This is a genomic window from Pseudomonas sichuanensis (assembly GCF_024749065.1).
GTDB lineage: Bacteria > Pseudomonadota > Gammaproteobacteria > Pseudomonadales > Pseudomonadaceae > Aquipseudomonas > Aquipseudomonas sichuanensis.
The window spans coordinates 4,124,150-4,141,392 of record NZ_CP087185.1 but is presented as its reverse complement, the minus strand read 5'-3'; the positions used below and the strand labels follow the sequence as shown (position 1 = coordinate 4,141,392).

Here is a 17,243-nt window from a genome sequence, read left to right as displayed (position 1 = left end):
CCCGCACTGAGGTAAAACTCGGGCAAGGGCCCACAAAGCCCGCGCCCATTACCTATGAAGATATGAGACCAGCAGGGGCTTTCCGGGCTGGTACCCGGAAAATCAGCAAGATCCAAGTGGCGTGGTTCAGTCGCTGTGTTCGGACTTTTCCAGGTTTGCTGTGGCTCTCGCCGATCAGTCCCCTAACCGAGGGTGACCAAGCATGCAAGAAAGCGTGATGCAGCGCATGTGGGATAGCGCCCACCTTTCAGGTGGTAACGCTGCATATGTGGAAGAGCTTTATGAGCTCTACCTGCACGACCCTAACGCTGTGCCAGAAGAGTGGCGCACTTACTTCCAGAAGTTGCCCGCCGACGGCAGCACCGCTACCGATGTATCGCACTCGACAATCCGCGACCATTTCGTACTGCTGGCAAAGAACCAGCGCCGCGCCCAACCGGTTTCCGCCGGGAGCGTGAGCAGTGAACACGAGAAGAAGCAGGTTGAAGTGCTGCGACTGATCCAGGCCTATCGTATGCGCGGCCATCAGGCTGCCAAGCTCGACCCGTTGGGGTTGTGGCAGCGTCCTGCGCCCGTAGACCTGTCGATCAATCACTACGGCTTGACCAATGCCGATCTTGATACGACCTTCCGTGCCGGCGACCTGTTCTTCGGCAAAGAGGAAGCGAGCCTACGCGAAATCTTCGAAGCGCTGCAGAAGACATATTGTCGCACCATTGGCGCCGAGTTCACCCACATCGTCGATTCCGAGCAGCGCAGCTGGTTCCAGCAGCGTCTGGAAAGCGTGCGTGGCCGTCCTGAATTCTCCGCCGACGTGCAGGCACACCTGCTCGAGCGCGTCACGGCCGGTGAGGGCCTGGAGAAGTACCTGGGCACCAAGTACCCAGGCACCAAGCGCTTCGGTCTGGAAGGCGGCGAAAGCCTGATCCCGATGCTCGACGAGATGATCCAGCGTTCCGGCTCGTACGGCACCAAGGAAGTCGTGATCGGCATGGCCCACCGTGGCCGCCTGAACGTGCTCGTCAACACCTTCGGCAAGAACCCGCGCGAGCTGTTCGACGAGTTCGAAGGCAAGAAGATGAACGAGCTGGGCTCCGGTGACGTGAAGTATCACCAGGGCTTCTCCTCCAACGTGATGACCCCGGGTGGCGAAGTTCACCTGGCCATGGCGTTCAACCCTTCCCACCTGGAAATCGTCTCGCCAGTGGTGGAAGGTTCTGTGCGTGCCCGTCAGGACCGTCGCAACGACACGGTCGGTGACAAGGTACTGCCGATCTCGATCCACGGTGACGCCGCATTCGCCGGCCAAGGCGTGGTGCTGGAAACCTTCCAGATGTCGCAGACCCGCGGTTTCAAGACCGGCGGTACCGTGCACATCGTGATCAACAACCAGGTTGGTTTCACCATCAGCAACCCGCTGGACTCGCGTTCCACCGAGTACTGCACCGACGTCGCCAAGATGATCCAGGCGCCGATCCTGCACGTGAACGGTGATGACCCGGAAGCCGTGCTGTTCGTGACCCAGCTGGCCATCGACTACCGCATGCAGTTCAAGCGTGACGTGGTCATCGACCTGGTCTGCTACCGTCGTCGCGGCCACAACGAGGCTGACGAGCCGAACGGCACCCAACCGCTGATGTACCAGCAGATCACCAAGCAGCGCACCACCCGCGAGCTGTATGCCGATCAGCTGATCAGCGCCGGCCGTATCGACGCCGAGCGTGCTCAGGCCAAGATCGACGAATACCGCAACGCCCTGGACAACGGCCTGCACGTGGTGAAAAGCCTGGTCAAGGAGCCGAACCGCGAGCTGTTCGTCGACTGGCGTCCGTACCTGGGCCACGCCTGGACTGCGCGTCACGACACCCGTTTCGACCTCAAGACCCTGCAGGACCTGTCGGCCAAGCTGCTTGAGCTGCCGGAAGGCTTCGTGGTTCAGCGTCAGGTGTCGAAGATCTACGAAGACCGTCAGAAGATGCAGGCCGGTGGCTTGCCGATCAACTGGGGTTATGCAGAGACCATGGCCTACGCCACCCTGCAGTTCGAAGGTCACCCGATCCGCATGACCGGCCAGGACATCGGCCGTGGCACCTTCTCGCACCGTCACGCGGTGCTGCACAACCAGAAGGACGCCAGCACCTACGTACCGCTGCAGAACCTGTTCCCGGGCCAGCCGAAGTTCGAGCTGTACGACTCCTTCCTGTCGGAAGAAGCGGTACTGGCCTTCGAATACGGCTACTCGACCACCACGCCGAACGCGCTGGTGATCTGGGAAGCCCAGTTCGGCGACTTCGCCAACGGTGCGCAAGTGGTGATCGACCAGTTCATCACCAGCGGCGAGCACAAGTGGGGCCGCCTGTGTGGTCTGACCATGCTGCTGCCGCACGGTTATGAAGGGCAGGGCCCGGAGCACTCCTCCGCGCGTCTGGAGCGTTACCTGCAGCTGTGCGCCGAGCACAACATCCAGGTCTGCGTACCGACCACCCCGGCACAGATCTACCACCTGCTGCGTCGCCAGGTCATCCGTCCGCTGCGCAAGCCGCTGATCGTCCTGACGCCAAAGTCGCTGCTGCGCCACAAGCTGGCCATCTCGACCTTGGAAGACCTGGCAGAAGGCTCGTTCCAGACCGTGATCCCGGAAATCGACACCCTCGATCCGGCCAAGGTCGAACGCCTGATCCTGTGCAGCGGCAAGGTCTACTACGACCTGCTGGAAAAACGCCGTGCCGAAGGCCGCGAAGACATCGCCATCGTGCGTATCGAGCAGTTGTATCCGTTCCCTGAGGACGACCTGATCGAAATCCTCGCGCCTTACACCAACCTCAAGCATGCAGTGTGGTGTCAGGAAGAGCCGATGAACCAGGGCGCCTGGTACAGCAGCCAGCACCACATGCGCCGTATCCTGGGCCGCCACAACAAGGCACTGGTCCTGGAATACGCCGGCCGCGACGCTTCTGCCGCGCCAGCCTGTGGTTACGCTTCGAAGCACGCCGAACAGCAGGAAAAACTGCTGCAAGACGCCTTCACTGTCTAACGCCTTCGCGCACCTGAAACCGAATTTAAGGAAACACAGATAATGGCTATCGAGATCAAAGCCCCAACCTTCCCGGAATCGGTTGCCGATGGCACCGTTGCCACCTGGCACAAGCAGCCGGGCGACGCCGTCAAGCGTGACGAGCTGATCGTCGACATCGAGACCGACAAGGTCGTCCTGGAAGTGCTGGCCACCGCCGACGGCGTGCTGGGCGCCATCGTCAAGGGCGAGGGCGACACCGTCCTGTCCGACGAAGTGCTGGGTTCGATCGTTGAAGGCGGCGCTGCTGCCGCTGCGCCTGCCGCCGCCGCTGCCCCGGCCGCTGCCCCGGCTGCCGCTGCCGCCGACGCTGGCGAAGACGACCCGGTCGCCGCTCCTGCCGCGCGCAAGCTGGCTGAAGAGAACGGCATCGACCTGGCTGCCGTTGCCGGCACCGGCAAAGGCGGTCGCATCACCAAGGAAGACGTGGTTGCAGCCGTTGCCAACAAGAAGTCGGCTCCTGCCGCAGCTCCTGCTGCCAAGCCTGCTGCCGCTGCCGCCGCTGTTGTAGTTGCCGCTGGCGACCGCACCGAGAAGCGCGTGCCGATGACCCGCCTGCGCGCCAAGATCGCCGAGCGTCTGGTCGAAGCCCAGTCGAACATGGCCATGCTGACCACCTTCAACGAAGTCGACATGACCGAAGTCATGGCCCTGCGTTCGAAGTACAAGGACCTGTTCGAGAAGACCCACAACGGCGTACGCCTGGGCTTCATGTCGTTCTTCGTCAAGGCGGCCACCGAAGCGCTGAAGCGCTTCCCGGCAGTCAACGCCTCGATCGACGGCAACGACATCGTCTACCACGGTTTTGCTGACGTCGGCGTTGCCGTCTCCAGCGACCGCGGCCTGGTGGTTCCGGTTCTGCGTAACGCCGAGTCGATGAGCCTGGCAGAAATCGAGAACGGCATCGCCACCTTCGGCAAGAAAGCCCGTGACGGCAAACTGTCGATCGAAGAGATGACCGGCGGTACCTTCACCATCACCAACGGTGGTACCTTCGGCTCGATGATGTCGACCCCGATCGTCAACCCGCCACAGGCTGCCATTCTCGGCATGCACAACATCATCCAGCGTCCGATGGCCATCAACGGCCAAGTGGTAATTCGCCCGATGATGTACCTGGCGCTGTCCTACGATCACCGCCTGATCGACGGCAAGGAAGCGGTAACCTTCCTGGTAACCATCAAGAACCTGCTGGAAGATCCGTCTCGCCTGCTGCTGGACATCTAATCGCGCAGCTGCAAGCCGCAAGCCGCACGCTTCAAGTAGAAGCCTGCCGGTCTTGCAGCTTGCAGCTTGCCGCTTGAAGCTAAAAAGGAATCTTTTATGACCCAGAAATTCGACGTAGTGGTGATTGGTGCAGGTCCTGGCGGCTATGTAGCTGCCATCAAGGCTGCCCAACTCGGTCTGAAGACTGCCTGTATCGAGAAGTACACCGACGCTGAGGGCAAGCTGGCCCTGGGCGGCACCTGCCTGAACGTAGGTTGCATTCCTTCCAAGGCGCTGCTGGACAGCTCCTGGAAATACAAGGAAGCCAAAGAGAGCTTCAACGTCCACGGTATCTCCACTGGCGAAGTGAAGATGGACGTCGCTGCGATGGTTGGCCGCAAGGCCGGTATCGTCAAGAACCTGACCGGCGGTGTTGCCACCCTGTTCAAGGCCAACGGCGTTACTTCGATCCAGGGCCACGGCAAGCTGCTGGCTGGCAAGAAAGTCGAAGTCACCAAGGCTGACGGCACCACCGAAGTCATCGAAGCCGAGAACGTGATCCTGGCTTCCGGCTCGCGTCCGATCGACATTCCGCCGGCTCCGGTCGACCAGAACGTCATCGTCGACTCCACCGGCGCCCTGGAATTCCAGACCGTTCCGAAGCGCCTGGGCGTTATCGGTGCTGGCGTGATCGGCCTGGAGCTGGGTTCGGTCTGGGCTCGCCTGGGTGCTGAAGTCACCGTGCTGGAAGCCCTGGACACCTTCCTGATGGCTGCCGACACCGCCGTGTCGAAAGAAGCCCAGAAGACCCTGACCAAGCAAGGCCTGGACATCAAGCTGGGCGCTCGCGTGACCGGCTCGAAAGTCAACGGCAACGAAGTCGAAGTGACCTACACCAACGCCGAAGGCGAGCAGAAGATCACCTTCGACAAGCTGATCGTCGCGGTCGGCCGTCGTCCGGTGACCACCGACCTGCTGGCCGCCGACAGCGGCGTGACCATCGACGAGCGTGGCTACATCTTCGTCGACGATCACTGCGCCACCAGCGTACCGGGCGTATTCGCCATCGGTGACGTGGTTCGCGGCATGATGCTGGCACACAAGGCCTCGGAAGAGGGCATCATGGTCGTCGAGCGCATCAAGGGCCACAAAGCCCAGATGAACTACGACCTGATCCCGTCGGTTATCTACACCCACCCGGAAATCGCGTGGGTCGGCAAGACCGAACAGGCGTTGAAAGCCGAAGGCGTTGAGGTTAACGTGGGCACCTTCCCGTTCGCGGCCAGCGGCCGTGCGATGGCAGCCAACGACACCGGTGGTTTCGTCAAGGTCATCGCCGATGCCAAGACCGACCGCGTACTGGGTGTACACGTGATCGGCCCGTCCGCTGCCGAGCTGGTTCAGCAGGGCGCGATCGCAATGGAATTCGGCACCAGTGCCGAGGATCTGGGCATGATGGTCTTCAGCCATCCAACCCTGTCCGAAGCGCTGCATGAAGCAGCGCTGGCAGTGAATGGCGGTGCCATTCACGTCGCCAACCGTAAGAAGCGTTAATTATAAGAAACCACGGCGGGCTGCCCGTCGTGGGTCTTGCGTGCAAGACTCACCGCGGAACGTCCGCCGGACCGGATCACACGGGAAAACCCGGGGTCAACGGTCACAGGTGGCGCGGCGCCAGTAATGGCGCAGCGCCGAAGCGCAGTACCTAACGAAGACGGTAAAAAGCATGAATCTTCACGAGTATCAGGGTAAGCAGCTGTTCGCTGAATACGGCCTGCCAGTTTCCAAGGGTTTCGCAGTCGACACCCCTGAAGCTGCAGCAGAAGCCTGCGACAAGATCGGCGGTTCCGAGTGGGTTGTTAAGGCCCAGGTTCACGCGGGTGGTCGCGGTAAAGCGGGCGGCGTCAAGCTGGTTCGCAGCAAGGAAGACGCCAAGGCGTTCGCTGCCCAGTGGCTGGGCAAGCGTCTGGTGACCTACCAGACCGACGCCAACGGTCAGCCAGTGACCAAGATCCTGGTCGAATCCTGCACTGACATCGCCAAAGAGCTGTACCTGGGCGCTGTAGTCGATCGCTCGAGCCGCCGCATCGTGTTCATGGCTTCCACCGAAGGTGGCGTGGACATCGAGAAGGTCGCTCACGAAACTCCTGAGAAGATCATCAAGGCGACTATCGATCCGCTGGTCGGCGCTCAGCCGTTCCAGGGTCGTGAACTGGCATTCCAGCTGGGTCTGGAAGGCAAGCAAGTTGCACAGTTCGCCAAGATTTTCGTAGGCCTGGCCAAGCTGTTCAAAGAACACGACCTGGCCCTGCTGGAAGTCAACCCGCTGGTCATCAAGGCCGACGGCGACCTGCACTGCCTGGATGCGAAGATCAATATCGACGCAAACGCCATGTACCGTCAGCCTAAGCTGAAAACCTTCCACGACCCGTCCCAGGACGATCCTCGTGAAGCCCACGCAGCCAGCTTCGAGCTGAACTACGTCGCGCTGGAAGGCAACATCGGCTGCATGGTCAACGGTGCCGGCCTGGCCATGGGTACCATGGACATCGTCAACCTGCACGGCGGCAAACCAGCCAACTTCCTCGACGTTGGCGGCGGTGCCACCAAAGAGCGCGTTACCGAAGCGTTCAAGATCATTCTGTCCGACAGCAATGTCGCGGCCGTTCTGGTCAACATCTTCGGCGGCATCGTTCGCTGCGACATGATTGCCGAAGGCATCATCGGTGCAGTGAAAGAAGTCGGCGTTAAAGTTCCGGTCGTCGTTCGCCTCGAAGGCAACAACGCTGAACTGGGCGCTAAAGTACTGGCAGAAAGCGGTTTGAACATCATTGCGGCAACCAGCCTGACCGACGCTGCTCAACAAGTTGTAAAAGCTGCGGAGGGCAAGTAATGAGCGTCCTGATCAATAAAGACACCAAAGTCATCTGCCAGGGCTTCACCGGCTCGCAGGGTACTTTCCACTCCGAACAAGCCATCGCCTACGGCACCAAGATGGTCGGCGGCGTAACCCCAGGCAAGGGTGGCACCACCCACCTGGGCCTGCCGGTGTTCAACACCGTCAAGGAAGCCGTACAAGCTACCGGCGCTGACGCTTCGGTGATCTACGTTCCGGCTCCGTTCTGCAAAGACTCGATCCTGGAAGCTGCCTTCGGCGGCATCAAGCTGATCGTCTGCATCACCGAGGGTATCCCTACCCTCGACATGCTGGACGCCAAGGTCAAGTGCGACGAGCTGGGCGTTACCCTGATCGGCCCTAACTGCCCAGGTGTCATCACTCCGGGCGAGTGCAAGATCGGCATCATGCCAGGCCACATCCACCTGCCAGGCAAGGTCGGTATCGTGTCGCGTTCCGGCACTCTGACCTACGAAGCTGTCAAGCAGACCACCGACGCCGGTTTCGGCCAGTCGACCTGCGTCGGCATCGGCGGTGACCCGATCCCGGGCTCCAACTTCATCGACATCCTGAAGCTGTTCCAGGAAGACCCGAAGACCGAAGCGATCGTCATGATCGGTGAGATCGGCGGTTCGGCTGAAGAAGAAGCCGCGGCCTACATCAAGGCTCACGTGACCAAGCCAGTGGTTTCCTACATCGCTGGTGTGACCGCTCCTGCGGGCAAGCGTATGGGTCACGCTGGCGCCATCATTTCCGGCGGCAAGGGCACTGCGGACGAGAAATTCGCCGCGCTGCAGGACGCTGGTGTGAAGACCGTGCGTTCCCTGGCTGACATCGGCAAGGCCCTGGCCGAGCTGACTGGCTGGGAAGCCAAGAAGTAAGTAACACGTAGTACCCCCCACGCGCACAAAGGCCACCTTCGGGTGGCCTTTGTCGCTTCTGGGTGGGACGTTTGCTCGGCATCCTGAAGACCCTCTGGTCGTTCTGTAGTCATGCTCAAGGCGATGCCGATTGCGTTGATCACGACGCTCGATCGGTTTCATAGGTTTTTTCGCACAGACAGTGCACTAGATGCCTGACAAACTTTCTGCCGTCACAGAGTCATCCAGACGACAAACACATACGCACATCGGACAAGCAGCACCGTTGCAGTGCGTTTAGTGGGTAAAACGGTTACCCTACGCGTTCACTCTGTGCCCGTGCCCCAAAAGGGAACGACACGCTAAACGGGTCTGGCTCATCAAGCCGGGCAACATTTCCCTCATTCATGGGGAAATTCCCTCACGAACCCCGATTTCAGCAGTGTGGTACTACCTTAAATGAAAGTGTTAAAAGGCCAGGATATCCTGGCGCTTGGCTTTATGACGTTTGCGCTTTTTGTTGGCGCCGGCAATATCATCTTCCCGCCCATCGTTGGCTTGCAGTCCGGTCCACACGTGTGGATGGCGGCATTGGGCTTCCTCGTCACCGCGGTTGGCCTGCCGGTCATCACCGTGGTCGCCCTGGCCAAGGTCGGCGGCGGCATGGACGCCCTGAGCAGCCCGATCGGCAAGTTCTTCGGTGGCCTGCTGGCGGCCGTGTGCTACCTCTCGGTCGGCCCGCTGTTCGCCACCCCGCGCACCGCGACCGTCTCGTTCGAGGTGGGCGTGGCCCCGCTGACCGGTGAAAGCCCGCTGGCGTTGTTCATCTACAGCCTGGTGTATTTCCTCGTGGTGCTGGCTGTGTCGATGTACCCGGGCAAGTTGCTCGATACCGTCGGCCGCTTCCTCGCCCCGCTGAAGATCATCGCCCTGGCCGCCCTCGGCATTGCCGCGTTCATGCTGCCGGCGGGCACCATCGGTGAAGCACAGCCGCAATACGTTGCCGCGCCGTTTTCCCAGGGCTTCATCAACGGCTACCTGACCATGGACACCCTCGGTGCGCTGGTCTTCGGCATCGTCATCGTCAATGCCATCCGTTCGCGCGGCGTGGACTCGCCGAAGCTGATCACCCGCTACGCCATCATCGCCGGCCTGATCGCCGGTGTGGGCCTGGCGCTGGTGTACATCAGCCTGTTCCGCCTGGGCGCGGGCAGCCATGAAATCGCCGCTGGCGCCACCAACGGCGCGGCCGTTCTGCATGCCTATGTGCAGCACACCTTCGGCTCCCTGGGCAGCGGCTTCCTCGCCGTGCTGATCGCCCTGGCCTGCCTGGTGACCGCGGTTGGCCTGACCTGCGCCTGCGCCGAGTACTTCAGCCAGATCCTGCCGCTGTCGTACCGCGCCCTGGTGGTTATCCTGGCCGGCTTCTCGCTGCTGATCTCCAACCTCGGCCTGACCAAGCTGATCATGTTCTCGATCCCGGTACTCACCGCGATCTATCCGCCGTGCATCGTGGTGGTGGGCCTGAGCTTCGTCAAAGAGCTGTGGAACTCGCCGGTGCGCATCCTGGCACCGGTGATGCTGGTGTCGCTGCTGTTCGGCATGGTCGATGCGATCAAGGGCAGCAGCCTCGCGCACATGCTGCCGGACGCCATGGCCCACCTGCCGCTGAGCGAGCAGGGCCTGGCCTGGCTGGTGCCATCGGTGGTCACCCTCGGCGTTGCCGTGGCCTGTGACCGCATGCTCGGCAAGCCGCGCGAAGTGCTGGCCTGATGCGTTGAAGCCTGAGGGCTGGCACCGGCCACAAGCCAACAGGGTGCCAGCCGCAGGTGAAAACCGAGAACCCCGCTGCCTGTGAAGGCGCGGGGTTTTTTATTGCCTGCCCCTACACTATCGCGGGGCAAGCCCGCTCCCACGTTTGCGTCACAGTCCCGGAGCGTGGGAGCGGGCTTGCCCGCGATTTTTTGCCTGCCGCGTGCCTTTTGCCGAATCCAGGCGTCGAAAGCCGGTCTACCTCTTTTCTGTGCGGGTATCTGCATGAGCTTCATCCAAAACAACCTCGGCAATCTGCTGGCCGTGTGCTGGTTCGCCATCTGTTGGGGCGGTTACACCCGCTATGCGCTATGGAAGGGCCGCGACACGGCATGCCTGGCCAGCGTGCTGCACTTGTACCGCGAAGACTGGATGCGCCGCATGCTGCTGCGCGACAACCGCATCGCCGACGCCAGCGTGATTGGCAACCTGGAGCGCAATGCATCGTTCTTTGCTTCCAGTACCCTGATCATTCTCGCCGGCATCCTCACCGTGCTCGGTGCCTCGGACCGGGCGCTGTCGTTGTTGGCCGACCTGCCGCTGGTACAGCAGGCCTCCCAGGGGATGTCGGAGATCAAGCTGTTGTGCCTGGCGATGGTGTTCGTCTACGCCTTCTTCACCTTCAGCTGGTGCATGCGCCAGTACAACTTCGCTGCGGTGCTGGTGGGGTCGGCACCGATGATCGGCGAGCGCCAGGTGAGTGAACTGGAGCGCAATGCCTTCGCGTCGCGAGCGGCGCGGGTGTTATCCCTGGCGGCCAACCAGTTCAACCTCGGACTGCGTTCGTACTACTTCGGCATGGCCATGTTGAGCTGGTTCATCAGCCCGTGGCTGTTCATGGTCATGAGTGTCGGGGTGGTGTTCATTCTTTATCGCCGCGAGTTCCACTCCCATGTGCTTGAAGTGATGGTGTTCACGCCCACGCAAAGTGCAGCGGTAGAGGCGGGCAAGGAAACTTCGGTAATCAACAACTGAAGCGTTTCATCTAGAATCAACAGGCACAAAAAAACCCGACATTGTCGGGTTTTTTTGTTTTGGCCAGTTACTGCTTGGCAGGCTCGCTCGGCGCTGGGGCAGCCGGAGTAGCCGGGGCAGCTTCTTCGGCGGCTTTCTGTTGCGCTTCGGCCTGATCTTTGGCGGCTTCGGCGTTTTCCTTGGCGGCTTCGTTCATCTTATCCTGAGCTTCGCCCATCTTTTCCTGGGCTTGCTCGGCGTGTTGCTGTGCGTCCTGGGCTTTGTCTTCGCTCGCTTTATCGCAAGCAGCCAGGCCCATGGCAGCGGCCAGCATCAGAGCAAAAGCAAAAGGTTTACGCATGGGGTGTCTCTCCTGGGTGGAATAACTTTACTTGTTCCTAAGAGTTCACCGCGGGCGGATAAGTTCCACGAATGTTAAAGATATATAACTGCCTGGCCTATATAGACTTTTCACTGATTTTATGCAGCGAGGGTGTATGAACGATACGCCATTGATGGCCATGGCCGAGCGATTTCTCTCGGCCTTGAAACACTGCCAGCTATTGCAGATGCGCGTGCAGCATGCCGATGCCCAAGGCATGACCCTGGTGCTGCCCTGGTCGCCGGCGATTGTCGGCAACCCGCAGAACGGCGCGGTGCATGGCGGTGCGCTGACCACATTGATGGACACCACCTGCGGCATGGCGACTTTATGCGCGCTGCCGCGTTTCGAGGTGTGCCCAACGCTGGACCTGCGCATCGACTACATGCACCCGGCCGAAGCCGGCAAGGACATCTATGGCCATGCCCAGTGCTACCGAGTCACCCGCGACGTGATCTTTACCCGTGGCAGTGCCTACCAGGACGACCCGTCGCAGCCGATCTGCCAGGTGGTCGGCACCTTCATGCGCCTGGGCCAGGACATCAAGGGCGGCATCCGCTTCGGCAACAGCCTCAAGGAGCCACGCCAATGATCCCCGCAGGCACTCGCCAGCAGTTGAATGAAGCCCATGCCCGTGGCGATTACCGCCCGTTGCTGGCGTTGATTCCCTACGCGGGGCTGATCGGCATCGAGTGCGAGCGCCAGGGCGACGACCTGTTGTTCCGCCTGCCCGCCTGCGAGAACAACATCGGCAACCCGCTACTGCCGGCCATCCACGGTGGCGTCATCGCCGGCTTCATGGAGCTGTCTGCGGCGCTGTACCTGCTGATCTACAGCGAAAGTGCGAGCATCCCGAAAATCATCGATTTTTCCATCGACTACCTGCGTGCCGGGCACTACCGCGACACCTTCGCCCAGTGCCAGCTGTGGCGCCAGGGCCGACGTGTGACCAACGTCGCCATCACCGCCTGGCAGGCCGACCGTGACACGCCCATCGCCACCGCCCGTGCGCACTTCAAGATCGAACCCGAGAAACCGCTCGAATAGCCCCTTGAAATGGTCGGGCAAGCCCCCATCTGCTGAACATCCGCCAAGAAATGCAGGCCCACGGGGTCGCCAGGCGTCACCTACCAACAGATTGGAGTTTGAAGACGATGAGTGTGGAGACTCAAAAAGAAACCCTGGGCTTCCAGACCGAGGTCAAGCAACTGCTGCACCTCATGATTCATTCCCTGTATTCGAACAAGGAAATCTTCCTCCGCGAGCTGATTTCCAACGCCTCCGACGCTGCCGACAAGCTGCGCTTCGAAGCCCTGGCCAAGCCTGAACTGCTCGAGGGCGACGCCGACCTGAAGATCCGCGTGAGCTTCGACAAGGCCGCCAACACCGTGACCCTCGAGGACAACGGTATCGGCATGAGCCGCGAAGACGTCATCGCGCACCTGGGTACCATCGCCAAGTCCGGCACTGCCGACTTCATGAAGAACCTCACCGGTGACCAGAAGAAAGACTCGCACCTGATCGGTCAGTTCGGCGTGGGCTTCTACTCGGCATTCATCGTCGCCGACAAGGTCGACGTATTCAGCCGCCGTGCCGGCCTGCCGGCCGCCGAAGGCGTGCACTGGTCGTCCAAGGGCGAGGGCGAGTTCGAAGTTGCCACTGTCGACAAGCCGCAGCGCGGCACCCGCATCGTCCTGCACCTGAAAAGTGGTGAAGACGAGTTCGCCGATGGCTGGCGCCTGCGCAACATCGTCAAGAAGTACTCCGACCATATCGCCCTGCCGATCGAGCTGCCCAAGGAGCAGGCCGAAGCCGCCGAGGGTGAAGAGCAACCGGCGCAGGAATGGGAAACCGTCAACCGCGCCAGCGCCCTGTGGACCCGTTCGCGCACCGAGGTGAAAGACGAGGAATACCAGGAGTTCTACAAGCACATCGGCCATGACTTCGAGAACCCGCTGGCCTGGAGCCACAACAAGGTCGAAGGCAAGCTCGAGTACAGCTCGCTGCTGTACGTGCCGGCCCGCGCACCGTTCGACCTGTACCAGCGCGAAGCGCCACGCGGCCTGAAGCTCTACGTGCAGCGCGTGTTCATCATGGATCAGGCCGAGTCGTTCCTGCCGCTGTACCTGCGTTTCATCAAAGGCGTGGTCGATTCCAACGACCTGTCGCTGAACGTCTCCCGCGAGATCCTGCAGAAGGATCCGATCATCGATTCGATGAAGACCGCGCTGACCAAGCGCGTGCTGGACATGCTGGAGAAACTGGCCAAGAACGAACCCGAGCAGTACAAGGGCTTCTGGAAGAACTTCGGCCAGGTGCTGAAGGAAGGCCCGGCCGAAGACTTCGCCAACAAAGAGAAGATCGCCGGCCTGCTGCGCTTTGCCTCGACCCACGATGACAGTGGCGAGCAGAGCGTCGCCTTGGCTGACTACCTGGCTCGCGCCAAGGAAGGCCAGGACAAGATCTACTTCCTCACCGGCGAATCCTACGCCCAGGTCAAGAACAGCCCGCACCTGGAGGTCTTCCGCAAGAAAGGCATCGAAGTGCTGCTGCTCACCGACCGCATCGACGAGTGGCTGATGAGCTACCTCAGCGAGTTCGATGGCAAGGCCTTCGTCGATGTCGCCCGTGGCGACCTGGACCTGGGCAAGCTGGACTCCGAAGAGGACAAGAAAGCCCAGGAAGAAGTGGCCAAGGACAAAGAAGGCCTGGTCGAGCGCCTCAAGGGCGCGCTGGGTGACAGCGTTGCCGAAGTGCGTGTTTCGCACCGCCTGACCGACTCGCCGGCGATCCTCGCCATCGGCGAGCAGGACCTGGGCCTGCAGATGCGCCAGATCCTCGAGGCCAGCGGGCAGAAGGTGCCGGATTCCAAGCCGATCTTCGAGTTCAACCCAAGCCACCCGCTGATCGAGAAGCTCGATGGCGAGCAGAGCGAAGACCGCTTCGCCGAGCTGTCGCACATCCTGTTCGACCAGGCGGCACTGGCGGCCGGTGACAGCCTGAAGGACCCGGCGGCTTATGTCCGACGCCTCAACAAGCTGCTGGTCGAGCTGTCTGCTTGAGTTGATGCACAGAAAAGCCCGCTTCGGCGGGCTTTTTTATTCATGCCTAAATGCCCAACCGTGGGAGCGGCGGTGCGCCGATGCGACTTGCCCCGCGAAAAGAGTGAAAGAGTCTAGAATTCGCACAACCGTGAATGCCAAGGAGTGTTGAATGAGCAAGGTCATCGTCGAGTCGCTGGTTTATCACCTGTCGGGCAAGACCTATGAAAGCCGCCTGGTCTATGCCCCCGGCGCACTGCCGCAGCCGGGCCTGGTGATGGCGCCGAACTGGATGGGGATTGGCGAAGGTGCCGAGCGCATCGCCAAGGAAGTGGCGGAGCAGGGCTATGTGGTGTTGATTGCCGACCTTTACGGGCAATCGGTGCGGCCGTCCAATGCCGATGAAGCCGGGGCGGCGATGATGCCGCTGAAGAACGATCGCGCCGAGCTGCGCAAGCGCATGCAGGAAGCCCTGGCGCAGTTGGTGGGCCAGTCCAAGGCCCTGCTGGAACCGGGCAAGGTGGCTACCTTCGGCTTCTGCTTCGGTGGTTGCTGCGCCTTGGAACTGGCGCGCACCGGTGCCGATCTGAAGGCGGCCGTGTCGTTCCACGGCACGCTGGATACGCCGAACCCGGCGGACGCCAAGCGCATCAAAGGCTCTGTGCTGGTGCTGCACGGTGCATCCGACCCACTGGTGCCGAAAGAACAGTTGCCGGCCTTCGAAGACGAGATGAATGCCGCCAAGGTCGACTGGCAGTTGCTCAGCTACGGCGGTGCGGTGCACTCGTTCACCGACCCGAATGCCAATGTGCCGGGCAAGATGCAGTACGACCGACGCACGTCGGAGCGGGCATTCCGTTCGATGCATAACCTGCTCAGCGAAGTGTTCCGCGGTTGAATGTAAAAGGGGCTGCTGCGCAGCCCTTCGCGGGTAAACCCGCTCCCACAGGGATCTCGTGACCTTCTGTGGGAGCGGGTTTACCCGCGAAGGGCCGCAAAGCGGCCCCACATCAACGCGGCAATTCGATCCGTCCGTTTTCCCCTGGCACAACCGGCCAATCGCCCGCCGCCCAACGCGCTCGCGCTTGCTCGATCAGCTCCGGGTCACTGGCAACGAAATTCCAGTTCATCCGCCGCGGCCCATCCAGCGCCGCGCCACCGATCAGCACCAGCTGGCACGCTTCTTCGGCGTACAGAACCATGGTTTCGCCCTCCGGCAGCACGACCAGGCTGCAGACCTCCACGCGCTCGTCGTTGAGCGACAGTTCACCGTCCAGCACATACAAGGCCCGTTGCTCATGCTCGGCAGGGACTGTCAGTGTCGTTGCCGATTGCATGTGCACGTGGGCATACAGGGTAGGGGAGAGCACCGGCACTGGCGACTCCAGGCAAAAACCATTGCCGGCGATCATGCGGATCTGCACCCCAAGGCTGTCACTGACTGGCAGGCTCGCCGCCGGATGATGGCTGTAGCTCGGCATGCCCTGCTCGTGCTGGCGGGGCGACGCCAGCCACACCTGCAGCCCGTGTAGCCGTGAACCCTTGGCCACCAGGTCGGCAGGGGTGCGCTCGACATGGGCCACGCCGCCTCGCGCCGTCATCCAGCTCACATCCCCTGGCCGCACACGCTGGTCCGAGCCCAGGCTGTCCTTGTGCTGAATTTCGCCTTCGAACAGGTAGGTAAGGGTCGACAGGCCGATATGCGGGTGCTGGCGGATATCCATGCCGCTGCCCGGGGCGTAGTCGGTCTCGAGCATATGGTCGAAGAACACGAATGGCCCGACGCTGCGGCATTGGGCTGAGGGCAGCGGGCGCAGGATCGGCTGGCCCTCGACCGATTCAGCGCGGGGGCGGATGACCAAGGGGCTGCTCATGGGGATACTCCGGAGTGGGCAGGGGAACAGCCCCAAGCATAGCGGTTCGCGGGCTGGCGCTGAACCGCCGAAGCGGCCGGTCGGTCTACCCTTTCCATACCTTGCAAAGGAGGCGACGATGATCGCGCGCATCCTCGCCGGCCTGCTGCTCTACGGATGCCTGTATCCGTCGGCCCAGGCCCGCGACTATCGTTACAGCGATGCCCACCTGCACTACGTGGACTTCTTCCAGGAAACCGAGGGCATGCCGGCGCTGCTCAAGGCCATGGACGCGGCCGGGGTCGAGCAGTCGATGATTTCTGGTATCCCGGTGGCCAAGAAATGGCATGAGGATGAGCCCAAGCGCCCGCGTTACTACGCGGGCGATGATGCCGACGCCTATTGGTACAGCGCCACCGACCTGTACGTGGCCGCGGCGCTGGCAAAGTTGCTGCCTGCGCAACGGCGGCGTTTCCACCCGTTCCTCACCGGTTTCAACCCGGTGGACAAGAACGCCGTCAGCCACATCGAACGCATGCTCGAGTTGTATCCGGGGCTGTGGCAGGGCATCGGCGAAGTGTTCACCCGCCACGATGACCTCACTGCGTTGACCAGCGGCGATACGCCGCGGGCCAACAACGAGGCCATGACCCGCATCTACCACCTGGCCGCCGAGCGCGACCTGCCGGTACTGCTGCATTCCAACATCACGTCCAAGCGCGAGCGCAATCCGCTGTACCTGGCCGAAATCGAGGAGCCTCTGCGTAACCACCCGCACACCCGGTTCATCTGGGCCCATGCGGGCAGCAGCCTGGAAATTCACCGGCACCAGACGCAGATGGATTTTCTTTTGCCGGTACTGACCCGGCTGCTCGAGGATTATCCCAATCTGTACGTCGACCTGTCCTGGAGCGTGCTCGAACCTTACTTGCTGGATGCCGAAGGCGTGCCTCGCCAAGCCTGGCTGCAGCTGGTAGAGCGCTTCCCTGAGCGGTTCATGCTTGGCTCTGACCTGGTGGGGCGCTTCGACAGCCTTGGCGAGCAGCTTCATGGTTTCAAGCCGTTTCTCGATGCCCTGCCGGAGGCGGTCGCGAACAAGGTGGCACGCGACAATTTCCTTGCCGTGCTACCCAAGGCGGCAAAGCAGGACAAGTAGCGTTTTGATA

At 61.6% G+C, this 17,243-nt stretch carries 14 protein-coding genes; 12 read left to right on the top strand and 2 right to left on the bottom strand.

Annotated features, from left to right (window positions below):
• The first annotated feature begins 202 nt into the window (after nt 1–202).
• From LOY51_RS18785 to LOY51_RS18755, 7 genes are all read left to right on the top strand, one after another.
• Nucleotides 203–3,034, top strand: coding sequence for a 2-oxoglutarate dehydrogenase E1 component (locus LOY51_RS18785; protein ID WP_110993991.1), 2,832 nt, complete (start codon nt 203–205; stop codon nt 3,032–3,034).
• 42 nt (nt 3,035–3,076) lie between these two features.
• Entirely contained in the window at nt 3,077–4,300 is a 1,224-nt protein-coding gene (gene odhB / locus LOY51_RS18780) for a 2-oxoglutarate dehydrogenase complex dihydrolipoyllysine-residue succinyltransferase (RefSeq protein ID WP_125464890.1), read from the top strand.
• Nucleotides 4,301–4,396: 96 nt separating this feature from the next.
• Nucleotides 4,397–5,833: a dihydrolipoyl dehydrogenase gene (lpdA, locus tag LOY51_RS18775; RefSeq protein WP_012273351.1), complete on the top strand. Its 1,437-nt coding sequence runs from the start codon at nt 4,397–4,399 to the stop codon at nt 5,831–5,833.
• A 172-nt stretch (nt 5,834–6,005) separates the two neighbouring features.
• Nucleotides 6,006–7,172 (top strand): ADP-forming succinate--CoA ligase subunit beta, encoded by a 1,167-nt coding sequence (gene sucC, locus LOY51_RS18770; RefSeq protein WP_008091914.1) that lies wholly within the window; start codon nt 6,006–6,008, stop codon nt 7,170–7,172.
• Complete coding sequence (gene sucD / locus LOY51_RS18765) at nt 7,172–8,056, top strand: succinate--CoA ligase subunit alpha (protein WP_110993989.1); 885 nt, start codon at nt 7,172–7,174, stop codon at nt 8,054–8,056. The genes sucC and sucD overlap by 1 nt, the downstream gene beginning before the upstream one ends.
• Before the next feature lie 438 nt (nt 8,057–8,494).
• Nucleotides 8,495–9,808 (top strand): branched-chain amino acid transport system II carrier protein, encoded by a 1,314-nt coding sequence (gene brnQ, locus LOY51_RS18760; protein WP_125464889.1) that lies wholly within the window; start codon nt 8,495–8,497, stop codon nt 9,806–9,808.
• 264 nt (nt 9,809–10,072) lie between these two features.
• Complete coding sequence (locus LOY51_RS18755) at nt 10,073–10,822, top strand: DUF599 domain-containing protein (RefSeq protein ID WP_258642566.1); 750 nt, start codon at nt 10,073–10,075, stop codon at nt 10,820–10,822.
• A 67-nt stretch (nt 10,823–10,889) separates the two neighbouring features.
• On the opposite strand, the gene LOY51_RS18750 is transcribed toward LOY51_RS18755, so the two are convergent.
• A complete protein-coding gene (locus LOY51_RS18750) occupies nt 10,890–11,162 on the bottom strand; it encodes a hypothetical protein (protein ID WP_125464887.1) in 273 nt (90 codons plus the stop codon).
• 136 nt (nt 11,163–11,298) lie between these two features.
• On the opposite strand from LOY51_RS18750, the gene LOY51_RS18745 reads away from it, so the two are divergent.
• The 4 genes from LOY51_RS18745 (at nt 11,299) to LOY51_RS18730 (ending at nt 15,122) form a co-directional block, all read left to right on the top strand.
• A complete protein-coding gene (locus LOY51_RS18745) occupies nt 11,299–11,775 on the top strand; it encodes a PaaI family thioesterase (protein WP_125859461.1) in 477 nt (158 codons plus the stop codon).
• On the top strand, nt 11,772–12,230 hold the full coding sequence (locus tag LOY51_RS18740) for a PaaI family thioesterase (protein ID WP_110993984.1): 459 nt from the start codon (nt 11,772–11,774) through the stop codon (nt 12,228–12,230). The genes LOY51_RS18745 and LOY51_RS18740 overlap by 4 nt, the downstream gene beginning before the upstream one ends.
• Before the next feature lie 107 nt (nt 12,231–12,337).
• Nucleotides 12,338–14,245: a molecular chaperone HtpG gene (gene htpG, locus LOY51_RS18735; RefSeq protein WP_125859459.1), complete on the top strand. Its 1,908-nt coding sequence runs from the start codon at nt 12,338–12,340 to the stop codon at nt 14,243–14,245.
• A gap of 151 nt (nt 14,246–14,396) precedes the next feature.
• A complete protein-coding gene (locus tag LOY51_RS18730) occupies nt 14,397–15,122 on the top strand; it encodes a dienelactone hydrolase family protein (protein WP_258642563.1) in 726 nt (241 codons plus the stop codon).
• A gap of 112 nt (nt 15,123–15,234) precedes the next feature.
• Here LOY51_RS18730 and LOY51_RS18725 read toward each other — a convergent pair whose 3' ends face one another.
• Entirely contained in the window at nt 15,235–16,098 is an 864-nt protein-coding gene (locus LOY51_RS18725) for a pirin family protein (RefSeq protein ID WP_258642561.1), read from the bottom strand.
• Nucleotides 16,099–16,216: 118 nt separating this feature from the next.
• On the opposite strand from LOY51_RS18725, the gene LOY51_RS18720 reads away from it, so the two are divergent.
• Nucleotides 16,217–17,233, top strand: coding sequence for an amidohydrolase family protein (locus LOY51_RS18720; RefSeq protein WP_258642558.1), 1,017 nt, complete (start codon nt 16,217–16,219; stop codon nt 17,231–17,233).
• The last annotated feature ends 10 nt before the right edge of the window (nt 17,234–17,243 follow it).